Here is a 14,271-nt window from a genome sequence, read left to right as displayed (position 1 = left end):
GGATTTTTTGCTTACGGCAGAGCGGCCACAACCGACAGCTCCACCAGGATTTCCGGTTCGCAGAGTTTCGCTTCAACCGTGGCACGGGCCGGCGCGACGCCTTTTGGCAGCCACTTGTCCCATACCGCGTTCATCCCGGCGAAATCGGCGTCGATGTCTTTCAGGTAGATGGTCACCGACAGCAGCTTGGTCTTGTCGGTACCGGCCAGGTCCAGCAAACGCTCGATATTGACGAGTGTTTCGCGGGTCTGCTGTTCAATCCCGGCACTCATGTCGTCGCCGACCTGCCCTGCCAGATACACGGTACCGCTGTGAACAACGATCTGGCTCATGCGCTCATTGGTGAGCTGGCGCTGGATTGACATGTTTTGCAGACTCCTGGTGGTTGCCATAACGGGAAATATCGAGGCCTTCGGCACTGATCTGCGGAGTTTTCTTCGCCATCAAATCGGCCAGCAAACGACCAGAGCCACAAGCCATGGTCCAACCGAGGGTGCCGTGGCCGGTGTTCAGGAACAGGTTTTTGAACGGGGTAGCACCGACAATCGGCGTGCCGTCTGGCGTGGTCGGGCGCAGGCCGGTCCAGAAACTGGCCTGGCTCAAATCACCGCCCTGAGGATAAAGGTCGTTGACGATCATCTCCAGGGTTTCCCGCCGACGCGGGTTCAGCGACAGGTCAAAACCGGCTATCTCAGCCATGCCACCGACGCGAATACGGTTGTCGAAACGGGTGATCGCGACCTTGTAGGTCTCATCGAGAATGGTCGAGGTCGGGGCCATCGCCGGGTTGGTGATCGGCACGGTCATCGAGTAACCCTTGAGCGGGTACACCGGCGCCTTGATTCCCAGCGGCTTGAGCAATTTCGGCGAGTAGCTGCCGAGGGCCAGCACGTAGCGGTCGGCAGTTTCCAGCTTGCCGTCGATCCACACGCCGTTGATCCGGTCACCGGCGTAGTCCAGGCGCTGGATATCTTGCTCGAAGCGGAATTCGACACCCAGTTGCTTGCACATGTCGGCAAGGCGGGTGGTAAACATCTGACAGTCGCCGGTTTGGTCGTTCGGCAGGCGCAGGGCACCGGCAAGAATATCGGTGACGCTCGCCAGGGCCGGCTCGACGCGGGCAATCCCGGCGCGGTCCAGCAGCTCGTAAGGCACACCGGACTCTTTCAATACCGCGATGTCCTTGGCAGCACCGTCCAGCTGAGCCTGCGTACGGAACAGTTGGGTAGTCCCCAAAGTGCGCCCTTCGTAGGCGATGCCGGTCTCGGCACGCAGCTCGTCGATGCAATCGCGGCTGTATTCGGACAGCCGCACCATACGCTCCTTGTTCACCGCATAACGGCTGGCGGTGCAGTTGCGCAGCATCTGCGCCATCCACAGGTACTGGTCGATATCGGCGGTGGCCTTGATCGCCAGGGGCGCGTGGCGCTCCAGCAGCCACTTGATGGCCTTGAGCGGCACACCCGGCGCAGCCCATGGCGAGGCGTAGCCTGGCGAGATCTGCCCGGCGTTGGCGAAACTGGTCTCCATGGCCACAGCCGGCTGACGGTCGACCACGACCACTTCAAAACCAGCTCGTGCCAAATAGTAGGCACTGGCCACGCCAATGACACCGCTACCCAAGACCAGAACGCGCATTTTTATTCCCTCATCACGGCTTGACCGCTGACGTTTGTTGTTCAGCACAAAGATGTGGGCAGTATAAAAAGCAATCACCAGTGCATTTCACTATATAACTGCCTATATTTGGCGACAATTCTCGGCAAAAACCCTTTTCACGGAGGAGCATCCCCTATGCGGACCAACACTCAGACCAAGCGGGAGCTGGACAAGATCGACCGCAACATCCTGCGCATCCTGCAGGCCGACGGGCGAATTTCGTTTACGGAGCTGGGGGAAAAGGTCGGGCTATCGACCACGCCCTGCACCGAGCGGGTCCGGCGCCTGGAGCGCGAAGGGATCATCATGGGCTACAACGCCCGGCTCAACCCGCAGCATTTGAAGGGCAGCCTGCTGGTGTTTGTCGAGATCAGCCTCGACTACAAGTCCGGCGACACCTTTGAAGAATTCCGACGCGCCGTGCTGAAACTGCCCCACGTGCTGGAGTGCCACCTGGTGTCGGGGGATTTCGACTATCTGGTGAAGGCGCGCATTTCGGAGATGGCGTCGTACCGCAAATTGCTCGGCGATATCCTGCTCAAGCTGCCCCACGTACGGGAGTCCAAGAGCTATATCGTGATGGAAGAGGTGAAAGAGAGCCTGAACCTGCCGATCCCGGATTAAGACAGCACCACAGGCCAATGTGGGAGCGGGGACATCCGCTAGACCAATACCTGACGCGTCGACGCCATGTACGCATGAATCTGCTTTTCCACCCGTGGGTGGATCAACTCCACCGGGCGGCGGTCGTTGGGGCATGGCAAGGTTGGCGTGGTGCCGAACAAGCGGCAAATCAGCGGGCGCTCGTCGTACACGGTGCAGCCATTGGGGCCAAGGTGCACGCAGTTGAGCTCGTCCATCGCCGCTTCCTGCTCGGCAGCGGTCTTGCGCGGCAGGCGCGACATTTCCTCGGTGGACGTGGTCACCGGCCCACAGCAGTCGTGGCAACCCGGGACACACTCGAACGAGGGAATCTGCCGGCGCAGCGCGTTGACTTTCTGACTGTTGCAACTCATCGACACAGGGACCGAACGGCGAATAGGCGTGGATTCTGCCCTAAAAGCCCCCGGTGAGACAGCTTCGCCCGACCGCTGTATCCTGCGTCAAATTTTCCAAACAGGGATGCTCCCCATGACCGCCAGCGCCCGGCACGCCAATTCCTACTACGCCGCCAGCAGTTTCCCGCAGCCTGATTATCCGGTGCTGACAGGTGAAATCGTGGCCGATGTGTGCGTGGTCGGCGGCGGCTTTTCGGGGCTCAACACCGCTCTGGAACTGGCTGAACGGGGTTTCAGCGTGGTCCTGCTGGAAGCCCGCAAGATTGCCTGGGGCGCCAGCGGGCGCAATGGCGGGCAACTGATTCGTGGCGTCGGTCATGGCCTGGATCAGTTCACCAACGTCATCGGTACCGAGGGCGTGCGCCAGATGAAATTGATGGGCCTGGAAGCCGTGGAAATCGTGCGCCAGCGGGTCGAACGTTCGCAGATCGCCTGCGACCTGACCTGGGGCTACTGCGACCTGGCCAACAAACCCCGCGACCTGGAACACCTGGCCGCCGACGCCGAAGAGCTGCAAGGCCTTGGCTATCGCCATGAAGTGCGCCTGCTGCAAGCCAGCGAGATGCGCAGTGTGATCGGCTCCAACCGCTATGTTGGCGGCATGATCGACATGGGCTCCGGCCACCTGCACCCGCTGAACCTGGCCCTCGGCGAGGCAGCCGCTGCACAGCAGTTGGGCGTCCAGTTGTTCGAGCATTCCGAGGCGGTGCGGATCGATTACGGCCCGGAGGTCAACGTACACACCGCCCAGGGCAATGTGCGCGCCAAGACCCTGGTGCTGGGCTGCAATGCTTATTTGAACGGCCTCAACCCGCATCTGAGCGGCAAGGTGCTGCCCGCCGGCAGCTACATCATCGCCACCGAGCCCTTGAGCGAAGCCCAGGCAGCCGAGTTGCTGCCGCAAAACATGGCGGTGTGTGACCAGCGGGTGACGGTGGATTACTTCCGGCTGTCAGCCGACCGACGCTTGCTGTTCGGCGGTGCCTGCCATTACTCCGGACGGGATCCGAAGGACATCGGTGCCTATATGCGTCCGAAAATGCTGCAGGTGTTCCCACAACTGGCCAACGTGAAAATCGACTACCAGTGGGGTGGGATGATCGGCATTGGCGCCAACCGCCTGCCGCAGATTGGCCGGCTGGCCGACCAGCCCAATGTGTATTTCGCCCAGGCCTATGCCGGCCATGGCCTCAACGCCACCCACCTGGCAGGCAAACTGTTGGGCGAAGCCATCAGCGGCCAGCAAAGCGGGCGCTTTGATCTGTTTGCCAAGGTGCCGCACATCACTTTCCCGGGCGGCAAGCATTTGCGCTCGCCGCTGCTGGCGCTGGGAATGCTCTGGCACCGATTGAAAGAACTGGTCTGAATCAGCCGCGCCAGAAGGACTTCAAGCCTTCCCGGCGCGCCTGCTCGGCACTCAAGCCTACGTCTCGCAGTTGCTCGGGGGTCAGCTCCAGCAAGGTTTTGCGCGTATGCATGCGGTGCCAGAACAACGCCCATGAACTGAGTGTGGGGGCCTTGGTACGCGCCGCCATGCGCCGCTCCTGCCCGGCTTCCAGTTCCTGACTGTGTAACGCCAACCGCACATCGCTCATACCGCTCATTTTCCTGCCCCTCATTAACGTGTTGCCATGAGTACGTAGGATGAGCCGGCGCGTAAAACCATGACAGATTCAACCACCCTGTATTAAATCCATACAGATACTGCCTATCGGCCGCTGAATCCTGTATTTTCGGCCTATCTGTACTGGTAACCGGGAAGCACCGCCATGACCCTATACGTCAACCTCGCCGAACTGTTGGGCACGCGCATCGAGCAGGGCTTCTATCGCCCGGGCGACAGATTGCCGTCAGTTCGGGCCTTGAGTGTGGAGCATGGGGTCAGCCTGAGCACCGTGCAGCAGGCCTACCGCGTACTGGAAGACAACGGCCTGGCGATGCCCAAACCCAAATCCGGCTACTTCGTACCGGTGGGCCGCGACTTGCCGGCATTGCCCGCCGTAGGCCGCCCGGCCCAGCGCCCGGTGGAAATTTCCCAGTGGGACCAAGTGCTGGAGCTGATCCGCGCGGTGCCACGCAAAGACGCCATACAGTTGGGCCGGGGCATGCCGGATGTATTGTCGCCGACCATGAAACCCCTGCTACGCAGCCTCGCCCGGATCAGTCGGCGCCAGGACATGCCGGGGCTGTATTACGACACTATCCACGGCAACCTGGACCTGCGTGAACAGATTGCCCGCCTGATGCTCGATTCAGGCTGCCAACTGACGCCCCAGGACCTGGTGATCACCACCGGCTGCCACGAGGCCCTGTCCGCCAGCATCCACGCCATTTGCGAGCCCGGCGACATCGTTGCCGTCGACTCGCCAAGCTTCCACGGCGCCATGCAAACCCTGAAGGGCCTGGGCATGAAAGCCCTGGAAATCCCCACCGACCCACTCACCGGTATCAGCCTGGAAGCGCTGGAACTGGCACTGGAACAATGGCCGATCAAAGTCATACAGTTGACCCCCAACTGCAACAACCCACTGGGCTACATCATGCCGGAGTCGCGCAAACGCGCACTGCTGACCCTGGCCCAGCGCTTTGACGTGGCGATCATCGAAGACGACGTGTATGGCGAACTGGCCTACAGCTACCCGCGGCCACGCACCATCAAGTCCTTCGACGAAGATGGCCGCGTCGTACTGTGCAGCTCTTTCTCGAAGACCCTCGCACCCGGCCTGCGGATTGGCTGGGTCGCACCCGGTCGCTATCTGGAGCGTGTGCTGCACATGAAATACATCAGCACCGGCTCCACCGCGACCCAGCCGCAGATCGCAATTGCCGAGTTTCTGAAAGGTGGACATTTCGAGCCACATTTGCGGCGGATGCGCACGCAATACCAGCGCAATCGCGACCTGATGCTCGATTGGGTCAGCCGCTATTTCCCGGCGGGCACCCGCGCCAGCCGCCCCCAGGGCAGTTTCATGCTGTGGGTGGAACTGCCGGAAGGCTTCGATACCCTGAAACTCAACCGGCTGCTGGTGGATGAAGGTGTACAGATTGCAGTGGGAAGTATCTTTTCCGCCTCCGGCAAGTACAGGAACTGCCTGCGCATGAACTACGCTGCCAAACCAACGCCGCAGATTGAAGAGGCTGTACGCAAGGTCGGCGCGACCGCCATCCGGTTGCTGGCCGAAGCGATGGACTGACCTTTTACGGGAAATAGCCGTCATATGCCGACAATCGCCCTGATTCGGAACCCATGTCATTGATGACCCACCGGCTATTACCGTTTTTCCTGCTGGGCATCCTGGCCCTGGGCGGCTGCGCCACCATCGACGCGCCACGCACACCCAGCGAGGCGCTGCCGGCCAGCGAATCTTCCTTCGGCCGCTCGATCCAGGCCCAGGCCGCACCCTACAAAGGCCGCTCCGGGTTCCGCCTGCTGCCCAACAGCAGCGAAGCCTTCATGGCCCGCGCCGAACTGATCCGCAACGCCCAGACCAGCCTCGACTTGCAGTACTACATCGTCCACGACGGCATCAGCACCCGCATGCTCGTGGATGAACTGCTCAAGGCCGCCGACCGTGGCGTGCGCGTGCGCATCCTGCTGGACGACACCACCAGCGACGGCCTGGACCAGATCATCACCACCCTCGCCGCCCACCCGCAGATCCAGATTCGCCTGTTCAACCCGCTGCACCTGGGCCGCAGCACCGGCGTGACGCGGGCCATGGCGCGGCTGTTCGACCTGTCGCTGCAACACCGGCGCATGCACAACAAGCTGTGGCTGGCAGACAACAGCGTGGCCATCGTCGGCGGGCGCAACCTGGGGGATGAGTATTTCGACGCCGAGCCCAACCTCAACTTCACCGATATCGACATGCTCAGCGTGGGCCCGGTGGCCGAGCAACTGGGCCACAGTTTCGATCAGTACTGGAACAGTGCCCTGAGCAAACCCATTGGTGACTTCGTCAGCAGCGCTTCCAAAGGCGACCTGGCCAGTGCCCGCGTACGCCTGGAAGATTCCCTTGCCGAGTCTCGCCAACAAAACCATGCCCTGTACAACCGCCTGCGCACCTACAAGACCCAGCCGCGCATGGACATCTGGCGTCGCGAGCTGATCTGGGCCTGGAATCAGGCGCTGTGGGATGCGCCGAGCAAGGTGCTGGCCAAGGCCGATCCGGATCCACGGCTGCTGCTGACCACCCAACTGGCGCCCGAGCTGGAAGGTGTCAGCCATGAGCTGATGATGATTTCGGCTTACTTCGTTCCAGGCCAGCCTGGCCTGGTGTACCTGACCGGTCGCGCGGACGCCGGCGTATCGGTGAGCCTGCTGACCAACTCCCTGGAAGCCACCGACGTACCGGCCGTGCACGGCGGTTATGCGCCCTATCGCAAGGCGCTGCTGGAACACGGGGTGAAGCTATACGAGTTGCGTCGCCAGCCGGGAGACGGTGGCGGCAGCGGCCCTCATCTGTTCCGCAAAGGTACATTCCACGGTTCGGATTCCAGCCTGCACAGCAAGGCGATCATCTTTGATCGGGAGAAATCCTTCATCGGCTCATTCAACTTCGACCCGCGCTCGGTGCTGTGGAACACCGAAGTCGGGGTGCTGGTGGACAGTCCCGAACTGGCGGAACACGTGCGCAACCTGGCACTGGAGGGCATGGCGCCCCCGTTGAGCTACCAGGCGAAGCTGCAGGATGGCCAGGTGGTATGGGTGACCGAAGACAACGGCCAACTGCACACCCTGACCCGCGAACCCGGCAGTTGGTGGCGTCGGTTCAATGCCTGGTTTGCTACATCCGTCGGGCTGGAACGCATGCTTTAAGAACAGCGACAGGACCTGTGGGAGCTGGCTTGCCTGCGATGGCGGAGTGTCAGTTTACGTATCCGGTGCTGACACTCCGCCATCGCGGGCAAGCCCGGCTCCCACAGGTGATCGCATTTCAAGTTCAGGCGGGTTGTGCGGCGCCGAACGCACCTTGGCGCAGCAACAGGATCACCAACCCCAACGCCCCCGCCGCCATCAACAACGGCAACGCATGCCCGCTGATCCACTGGCTGCCGGCACCGGCCACCAGCGGGCCGATCAGGCAGCCAATGCCCCACAGCTGCGCGATATGCGCATTGGCGCGCACCAGCGCGTCGTCGCGGTAGCGCTCGCCAATCAGGATCAGCGACAGGGTGAATAACCCGCCGGCGCTGGCCCCGAACAGCACCCACACCGGCCAGATCATCAGCGTATCGAGCAACAGCGGAATCGCCAGGCTCGTCACCAGCAGCATCAGCGCGCAGCCGAGAAACAGCGTGCGCCGAGGCAGGTAGTCCGCCAGCGCGCCAATCGGCAGTTGCAGCAACGCATCACCGACCACCACCGTGCTGACCATCGCCAGAGCAATCTCGGCGGTGAAACCCTGTTGCAGGCAATACACCGGCAACAACGTAAGAATCATCGCCTCGAATGCGGCGAACAACGCCACCGCCCAGGCAATCGCCGGCAATCCCTGGCAGAAGCGCAGCAGGTCGCCAAAGGTCACGCTGAAAGACTCGGCAGTCGGCGCACCGGAACGGCCCAGCAGCAGGATCGGCGAGCACGTCAGCAGGCCGACACCCACCCAGAAGCCAATATCGTTGTCCGTACCCAGCGCGCCCAGCAGCAACGGGCCCGACAGCTGGCTCAAGGCATAGCTGCAGCCATACAGCGCCACCAGACGGCCGCGCCAGCGTTCGATCACCAGTTGGTTGATCCAGCTTTCGCCGAGGATAAACACGATGGTCAGGATCACCCCGATCATCAGCCGCAACACCAGCCATACCGGGTAGCTGGGCAATACCGCCAGCAAGCCGATGGAAATCGCCCCCGCCCACAGGCACAGGCGCATCAGGTTCGCCGTGCCCAGGCGCGAGGCCAGGCCGCTGGAGACCTTGGCACCCAGTAGCACACCGAAGGCCGGCATCGCCGCCATGACTCCGATGGCGAAGCTGCCATAGCCCCAGCTTTCCAGGCGCAGGGACACCAGCGGCATGCTCACGCCCAAGGCCAGGCCCACGCTCAAGACCGACGCCAACACGGCGAAATAGGTCGCCCAACGCATTTCCACGCTCCTGTGGATGATTTGGAGATCACACAAAACAGTGTGGGAGCGGGCTTGCTCGCGAATGCGGTGTACCAGTCAATACATCAGCGACTGTGATACCTCATTCGCGAGCAAGCCCGCTCCCACATTTTTTACAGCGGTGTTCCTGGAGGCTTACAACTTGATCCAGGTCGCCTTCAGCTCGGTGTACTTGTCGAACGCGTGCAGCGACTTGTCGCGGCCGTTACCCGACTGCTTGAAACCACCGAACGGTGCGGTCATGTCGCCGCCATCGTACTGGTTAACCCACACGCTGCCGGCACGCAGTGCCTTGGCGGTCAGGTGTGCCTTGGAGATGTTCGACGTCCACACCGCAGCGGCCAGGCCGTATTGGGTGTCGTTGGCGATCGCAATGGCTTCTTCCACGCTGTCGAAGGCAATCACCGACAGCACCGGGCCGAAGATTTCTTCCTGGGCGATCTTCATTGCGTTGGTCACGCCGTCGAAAATCGTCGGCTCGACATAGGTGCCACCGCTTTCCTGCAGCGTGCGCTTGCCGCCGGCCACCAGCTTGGCGCCATCGGCATGCCCGGCTTCGATGTACGACAGCACGGTGTTCATCTGCTGGGTATCCACCAGCGCACCGACCGTGGTGGCCGGGTCGAGCGGGTTGCCCGGCTTCCAGGCCTTGAGGGCCTCGATCACCAGCGGCAGGAATTTATCCTTGATCGAACGCTCCACCAGCAGGCGCGAACCGGCGGTGCACACTTCGCCCTGGTTGAAGGCGATGGCGCCAGCCGCGGATTCGGCGGCGGCTTGCAGGTCCGGGGCATCGGCAAACACGATGTTCGGGCTCTTGCCGCCAGCTTCCAGCCAGACGCGCTTCATGTTCGACTCGCCGGAGCGAATCAGCAGTTGCTTGGCGATCTTGGTGGAACCGGTGAACACCAGGGTGTCGACGTCCATGTGCAGCGCCAGGGCGTTGCCCACGGTATGGCCATAACCCGGCAGCACGTTGAACACGCCTTTCGGGATGCCGGCCTCAACCGCGAGGGCAGCGATGCGGATGGCGGTCAGCGGTGATTTTTCAGACGGCTTGAGGATCACCGAGTTACCGGTGGACAACGCCGGCCCGAGTTTCCAGCAGGCCATCATCAGCGGGAAGTTCCACGGCACGATGGCCGCAACAACGCCGACGGGCTCACGGGTCACCAAGCCCAGCTGGTCGTGAGGGGTGGCTGCGACTTCATCGTAGATCTTGTCGATGGCCTCGCCGCTCCAGCTCAGCGCTTGCGCCGCGCCTGGGACGTCGATGTTCAGGGAGTCGCTGATCGGCTTACCCATGTCCAGGGTTTCAAGCAGTGCCAGCTCTTCGGCGTTGGCCTTGAGCAGGCCGGCGAAACGGATCATGGTGGCTTTGCGCTTGGCTGGCGCCAGGCGCGACCAGGCACCGGAATTGAACGTGGCACGGGCGTTTTCTACGGCACGCTGGGCGTCGGCGACGTCACAGCTGGCAACGGTTGCCAGCAGGCGGCCATCGACTGGGCTCAGGCATTCGAACGTGTCGCCGGAAACGGCGGCGGTGTATTCGCCATTGATGTAGGCGCGGCCTTCGATCTTCAGATCCTTGGCGCGTTGTTCCCAGTCGGCACGGGTCAGGGTGGTCATGCGAGTGTCCTCCTCTTATTGAATACAAGGGCCGGGCGATGTACCCAGGCACCTTCGAAGAATTCTTGCCCGGCCAGCCAGCTGTTCGGCTCAAGGCAGCTGCCACCCTAAACCAGCGGCGATGGATGTTTCAATATATTTGACATAACGGCAGCAAACGCCCTTGCGATGTTCATTTTAATAAACATAGACTTTGAGCTCTCCAACCGCAGGCCAGACGGGACACGCCCATGAACATCCAGAATATCGTCGACTTCAGCCAGGCCAGGACCGAGCCTGATCGCTACCGTCCGGCTGCGGAGAAAATCCTCAAGGGCGACCCGGAGCAAACCGTCTACAACCACTACAACAGTCCGTGCGGCCAGATGAGCGCCGGGGTCTGGGAAGGTGAAGTCGGACAGTGGAAGGTCAACTACACCGAGCATGAGTATTGCGAGATCGTGCAGGGTGTTTCGGTGTTGCGCGATGCCGACGGCAACGCCAAGACCTTGCGGGCCGGTGATCGCTTCGTCATTCCGGCCGGCTTCAGCGGCACCTGGGAAGTGCTGGAACCCTGCCGCAAGATCTACGTGGTGTTCGAAGAAAAGGCCTGATCATTTATCAGGCACAAAAAAAAGCCCGCATCGTGAGATACGGGCTTTTTTTCACAAGAAAGAAAACCAATTACTTGATTTTGCCTTCTTTGTAGATCACGTGCTTGCGAACGCGCGGGTCGAACATTTTCTTTTCGAGCTTGTCCGGGGTAGTACGCTTGTTCTTGTCGGTAGTGTAGAAGTGACCAGTACCGGCGCTAGAGATCATTCGAATCAATTCACGCATGATTTAGCTCCTTAGATTTTGCCGTCGCGGCGCAGTTCGGCCAGCACGACAGTGATGCCGCGCTTGTCGATAACACGCATGCCTTTGGCAGATACGCGCAGACGAACAAAACGTTTCTCTTCTTCAACCCAAAAGCGGTGATGCTGCAGGTTTGGCAGGAAACGACGACGGGTTTTGTTGTTTGCGTGGGAAATGTTATTCCCAGTCACCGGACCCTTACCGGTAACTTGACAGACTCTCGACATGCCTCAGCCCTCTAAAACCACATGCCCAACCCGGCATGGGTTGGCCGCTTAATCTCTCAGTCATTTGGCGCCAGGCGCCGCGTTTCTTTAGGGTCTTACCGGCTACACCTACTAGCGAAGGAACCGGGCCCCTAGAAAAGAGCGCTGCTTTATACCAGAAAGACCCCAGTGCAACAACAGGCCGTGTACTTTTATACGCGTAAATCCAGGCCATGGACGCCTGAACCGTTGCCAGGGTGGGCCGCTATAGAAGCTAACCGCTCGTCGCACAGAATGATTTACAGCGCCCGCGCGCACTGCAAAGTGCTCGGCAAAACGACCTGAGGCGCCATCAAAACAGTATTTGCGGCAAAAGCACAGGCAAAAATGGGCTAGTCATTTGTCAATCAGCCCACTACGGTAGGACTTTTCCAGACTGCACTCGCAGATGGGCCTTCGATCTGCAAAGGAAACCGAATATGCGCCTCGCTGCCCTACCGCTATTGCTAGCCCCTCTTTTTATTGCTGCACACGCCCAGGCGGCCACTACCCTGAGCGTCTGCACCGAAGCCAGCCCCGAAGGCTTCGACGTGGTGCAATACAACTCGCTGACCACCACCAACGCCTCGGCAGACGTATTGATGAACCGCCTGGTGGATTTCGACGCCACCAGCGGCAAGCTGGTCCCGAGCCTCGCGGACAGCTGGGAAGTGTCGCCGGACGGCCTCACCTACACCTTCAAGCTGCACCCGGACGTTAAATTCCACCGTACCGACTACTTCACGCCAAGCCGCAGCCTGACCGCCGAAGACGTGCGCTTCAGCTTCGAGCGCATGCTCGACCCGGCCAACCCCTGGCACAAGATCGCCCAGAGCGGCTTCCCCCACGCCCAGTCGCTGCAGTTGCCCACGCTGATCAAGAAGATCGACGCCCTCGACCCGCTGACCGTGCGCTTCACCCTGGACCACGCCGATTCGACCTTCCTCGCCGCCTTGAGCATGGGCTTTGCCTCGATCTACCCGGCGGAATATGCCGACAAACTGCTCAAGGCCGGCACCCCGGAGAAGCTCAACAGCCAGCCTATCGGCACCGGGCCGTTCATTTTCGGGCGCTTCCAGAAGGACGCGACGATTCGCTACAAGGCCAACCCGGATTACTTCGCCGGCAAGCCTGCGGTAGATAACCTGATCTTTGCGATCACCCCGGACGCCAACGTGCGCCTGCAGAGACTGCGTCGCGACGAGTGCCAGATCGCCTTGTCGCCCAAGCCCCTGGATATTGATGCCGCCCAGAAAGACGCCGACCTGAAGATCGAGAAAACCGCGGCCTTCATGACCGCGTTTGTCGCCATCAACAGCCAGCATCCGCCACTGGACAAGCCGGAAGTTCGCCAGGCGATCAACCTGGCCTTCGACAAGGCCAGCTATCTGAAGGCCGTATTCGAAGGCACCGCCGAAGCCGCCAACGGCCCTTACCCGCCCAATACCTGGAGCTATGCCAAGGACCTGCCGGGCTATCCGCAGGACATTGCCAAGGCCAAGCAACTGCTGGATCGCGCCGGGCTCAAGGATGGCTTCAAGACCACGATCTGGACCCGGCCGTCGGGCAGCCTGCTGAACCCCAACCCCAGCCTGGGCGCACAACTGCTGCAGGCGGACCTGGCCAAGGTCGGCATCCAGGCTGAAATCCGTGTGATCGAGTGGGGCGAACTGATCCGCCGCGCCAAGGCCGGCGAGCACGACTTGCTGTTCATGGGCTGGGCCGGTGACAACGGCGACCCGGATAACTTCCTGACGCCGCAGTTCTCCTGCGCGGCCGTGAAGTCCGGCACCAACTTCGCCCGCTACTGCGACCCGGCGCTGGACAAGCTGATCAGCGCCGGCAAGACCACCAGCGAACAAGGCGTGCGCAGCAAGCTGTACCAGCAGGCCCAGGCGCAGATCCAGCAACAGGCGCTCTGGCTGCCACTGGCGCACCCGACCGCGTTTGCGCTGACCCGCAAGAATGTCGAGGGGTATCAGGTGAGCCCGTTCGGGCGCCAGGATTACTCCAAGGTCAGCGTCAAGCCCTGACCCCTGCCAGGGGCTGGCATGCCAGCCCCTACATCCACCCAAATTCCGCCATCGACAGCGGGTCACCCTCCCCCACAATGATGTGGTCCAGCACACGCACGTCCACCATCTCCAGCGCCTTTTGCAGCACCTTGGTCAATTTTCGATCAGCGATGCTGGGCTCGGGGCTGCCGGAAGGATGGTTGTGGCAGAGGATCAGCGCCGCAGCGTTGTAGTCCAGCGCGCGCTTCACCACTTGTCGCGGGTAGACGATGGCGTTGTCGATGGTGCCTTGAAACAGCTTTTCGAAGCCCAGCACTCGATGCTTGGCGTCGAGAAACAGGCAGCCGAATATCTCGTGAGGCTCGTGGCGCAGCAGTGCCTTGAGGTAGTCGCGCACGGCCTCCGGGCTTTCCAGCACCGAATCGTTGCGCAGGCGTTCAGCCAAATGGCGGCGCGCCATCTCCAGTACGGCTTGAAGCTGGGCGAACTTCGCCGGCCCCAACCCCAAATGCTGGCTGAACACCGGCTGCCTCGCCTCCATCAGCGCCCGAAGGCTGCCAAATTGCGCCAGCAGATGGCGCGCCAGGTCCACGGCACTTTTGCCTGACACCCCGGTGCGCAGGAAAATCGCCAGCAATTCCGCGTCGGAAAGGTTCTCCGCTCCCAGCTCCAACAGCTTCTCCCGCGGACGCTCTGCCGCAGGCCAATCGCGAATACTCAT

General features: G+C 61.4%; 15 protein-coding genes. 6 read left to right on the top strand and 9 right to left on the bottom strand.

The window, feature by feature from the left end:
- Positions 1-11 precede the first annotated feature (11 nt).
- Both AC3WKX_RS00415 and dadA read right to left on the bottom strand, forming a co-directional pair.
- A complete protein-coding gene (locus tag AC3WKX_RS00415) occupies positions 12-365 on the bottom strand; it encodes a RidA family protein (RefSeq protein ID WP_003208752.1) in 354 nt (117 codons plus the stop codon).
- Positions 337-1,638: a D-amino acid dehydrogenase gene (gene dadA, locus AC3WKX_RS00410; RefSeq protein WP_003208750.1), complete on the bottom strand. Its 1,302-nt coding sequence runs from the start codon at positions 1,636-1,638 to the stop codon at positions 337-339. The genes AC3WKX_RS00415 and dadA overlap by 29 nt, the downstream gene beginning before the upstream one ends.
- A gap of 156 nt (positions 1,639-1,794) precedes the next feature.
- Between dadA and AC3WKX_RS00405 the strand changes: the two genes are divergently transcribed.
- Complete coding sequence (locus AC3WKX_RS00405; RefSeq protein ID WP_003206849.1) at positions 1,795-2,283, top strand: Lrp/AsnC ligand binding domain-containing protein; 489 nt, start codon at positions 1,795-1,797, stop codon at positions 2,281-2,283.
- Positions 2,284-2,321: 38 nt separating this feature from the next.
- Here AC3WKX_RS00405 and AC3WKX_RS00400 read toward each other — a convergent pair whose 3' ends face one another.
- Entirely contained in the window at positions 2,322-2,675 is a 354-nt protein-coding gene (locus AC3WKX_RS00400) for a YkgJ family cysteine cluster protein (RefSeq protein ID WP_008439419.1), read from the bottom strand.
- 115 nt (positions 2,676-2,790) lie between these two features.
- On the opposite strand from AC3WKX_RS00400, the gene AC3WKX_RS00395 reads away from it, so the two are divergent.
- Positions 2,791-4,083, top strand: coding sequence for an NAD(P)/FAD-dependent oxidoreductase (locus tag AC3WKX_RS00395; RefSeq protein ID WP_003208746.1), 1,293 nt, complete (start codon positions 2,791-2,793; stop codon positions 4,081-4,083).
- A 1-nt stretch (position 4,084) separates the two neighbouring features.
- Here the strand turns inward: AC3WKX_RS00395 and AC3WKX_RS00390 are convergent, their stop codons facing one another.
- The gene (locus tag AC3WKX_RS00390) at positions 4,085-4,321 is read right to left on the bottom strand and encodes a DUF1127 domain-containing protein (RefSeq protein WP_102604064.1); all 237 of its coding nucleotides are present in this window, start codon (positions 4,319-4,321) and stop codon (positions 4,085-4,087) included.
- Positions 4,322-4,486: 165 nt separating this feature from the next.
- Between AC3WKX_RS00390 and AC3WKX_RS00385 the strand changes: the two genes are divergently transcribed.
- Both AC3WKX_RS00385 and AC3WKX_RS00380 read left to right on the top strand, forming a co-directional pair.
- Positions 4,487-5,911, top strand: a complete 1,425-nt coding sequence (locus AC3WKX_RS00385) for an aminotransferase-like domain-containing protein (RefSeq protein WP_008439421.1) — start codon at positions 4,487-4,489, stop codon at positions 5,909-5,911.
- A 62-nt stretch (positions 5,912-5,973) separates the two neighbouring features.
- Positions 5,974-7,536 carry a phospholipase D family protein gene (locus AC3WKX_RS00380; protein ID WP_102604142.1) on the top strand — a complete coding sequence of 521 codons (1,563 nt, stop codon included), beginning with the start codon at positions 5,974-5,976 and terminating at the stop codon, positions 7,534-7,536.
- Positions 7,537-7,660: 124 nt separating this feature from the next.
- On the opposite strand, the gene AC3WKX_RS00375 is transcribed toward AC3WKX_RS00380, so the two are convergent.
- Together AC3WKX_RS00375 and AC3WKX_RS00370 are read right to left on the bottom strand one after the other, a co-directional pair.
- Positions 7,661-8,803 carry an MFS transporter gene (locus AC3WKX_RS00375; protein ID WP_102370161.1) on the bottom strand — a complete coding sequence of 381 codons (1,143 nt, stop codon included), beginning with the start codon at positions 8,801-8,803 and terminating at the stop codon, positions 7,661-7,663.
- A gap of 156 nt (positions 8,804-8,959) precedes the next feature.
- Entirely contained in the window at positions 8,960-10,453 is a 1,494-nt protein-coding gene (locus AC3WKX_RS00370) for an aldehyde dehydrogenase (RefSeq protein ID WP_003213259.1), read from the bottom strand.
- 230 nt (positions 10,454-10,683) lie between these two features.
- Between AC3WKX_RS00370 and AC3WKX_RS00365 the strand changes: the two genes are divergently transcribed.
- A complete protein-coding gene (locus AC3WKX_RS00365; protein ID WP_003213261.1) occupies positions 10,684-11,046 on the top strand; it encodes a cupin domain-containing protein in 363 nt (120 codons plus the stop codon).
- Positions 11,047-11,116: 70 nt separating this feature from the next.
- On the opposite strand, the gene rpmG is transcribed toward AC3WKX_RS00365, so the two are convergent.
- Both rpmG and rpmB read right to left on the bottom strand, forming a co-directional pair.
- Positions 11,117-11,272, bottom strand: coding sequence for a 50S ribosomal protein L33 (rpmG, locus tag AC3WKX_RS00360; protein WP_003176906.1), 156 nt, complete (start codon positions 11,270-11,272; stop codon positions 11,117-11,119).
- Between the two features lie 11 nt (positions 11,273-11,283).
- On the bottom strand, positions 11,284-11,517 hold the full coding sequence (gene rpmB / locus AC3WKX_RS00355; RefSeq protein WP_003213263.1) for a 50S ribosomal protein L28: 234 nt from the start codon (positions 11,515-11,517) through the stop codon (positions 11,284-11,286).
- Positions 11,518-11,975: 458 nt separating this feature from the next.
- Here rpmB and AC3WKX_RS00350 point away from each other — a divergent pair, with 458 nt between their 5' ends.
- Positions 11,976-13,568: an ABC transporter substrate-binding protein gene (locus AC3WKX_RS00350; protein WP_008439424.1), complete on the top strand. Its 1,593-nt coding sequence runs from the start codon at positions 11,976-11,978 to the stop codon at positions 13,566-13,568.
- A 28-nt stretch (positions 13,569-13,596) separates the two neighbouring features.
- On the opposite strand, the gene radC is transcribed toward AC3WKX_RS00350, so the two are convergent.
- Positions 13,597-14,271 carry a RadC family protein gene (radC, locus tag AC3WKX_RS00345; protein WP_087693709.1) on the bottom strand — a complete coding sequence of 225 codons (675 nt, stop codon included), beginning with the start codon at positions 14,269-14,271 and terminating at the stop codon, positions 13,597-13,599.

Source organism: Pseudomonas sp. GP01-A4 (assembly GCF_058780865.1).
This window is presented reverse-complemented; position numbering and strand designations above follow the sequence as displayed.

Coding starts and splice junctions, on each gene's coding strand:
- AC3WKX_RS00400 (WP_008439419.1), bottom strand. CDS start 2,675: ATGAGTTGCAACAGTCAGAAAGTCAACGCGCTGCGCCGGCAGATTCCC.
- dadA (WP_003208750.1), bottom strand. CDS start 1,638: ATGCGCGTTCTGGTCTTGGGTAGCGGTGTCATTGGCGTGGCCAGTGCC.
- AC3WKX_RS00380 (WP_102604142.1), top strand. CDS start 5,974: ATGACCCACCGGCTATTACCGTTTTTCCTGCTGGGCATCCTGGCCCTG.
- AC3WKX_RS00365 (WP_003213261.1), top strand. CDS start 10,684: ATGAACATCCAGAATATCGTCGACTTCAGCCAGGCCAGGACCGAGCCT.
- AC3WKX_RS00350 (WP_008439424.1), top strand. CDS start 11,976: ATGCGCCTCGCTGCCCTACCGCTATTGCTAGCCCCTCTTTTTATTGCT.
- AC3WKX_RS00405 (WP_003206849.1), top strand. CDS start 1,795: ATGCGGACCAACACTCAGACCAAGCGGGAGCTGGACAAGATCGACCGC.
- AC3WKX_RS00395 (WP_003208746.1), top strand. CDS start 2,791: ATGACCGCCAGCGCCCGGCACGCCAATTCCTACTACGCCGCCAGCAGT.
- AC3WKX_RS00375 (WP_102370161.1), bottom strand. CDS start 8,803: ATGCGTTGGGCGACCTATTTCGCCGTGTTGGCGTCGGTCTTGAGCGTG.
- AC3WKX_RS00390 (WP_102604064.1), bottom strand. CDS start 4,321: ATGAGCGGTATGAGCGATGTGCGGTTGGCGTTACACAGTCAGGAACTG.
- rpmB (WP_003213263.1), bottom strand. CDS start 11,517: ATGTCGAGAGTCTGTCAAGTTACCGGTAAGGGTCCGGTGACTGGGAAT.
- radC (WP_087693709.1), bottom strand. CDS start 14,271: ATGAGTATTCGCGATTGGCCTGCGGCAGAGCGTCCGCGGGAGAAGCTG.
- rpmG (WP_003176906.1), bottom strand. CDS start 11,272: ATGCGTGAATTGATTCGAATGATCTCTAGCGCCGGTACTGGTCACTTC.
- AC3WKX_RS00415 (WP_003208752.1), bottom strand. CDS start 365: ATGTCAATCCAGCGCCAGCTCACCAATGAGCGCATGAGCCAGATCGTT.
- AC3WKX_RS00385 (WP_008439421.1), top strand. CDS start 4,487: ATGACCCTATACGTCAACCTCGCCGAACTGTTGGGCACGCGCATCGAG.
- AC3WKX_RS00370 (WP_003213259.1), bottom strand. CDS start 10,453: ATGACCACCCTGACCCGTGCCGACTGGGAACAACGCGCCAAGGATCTG.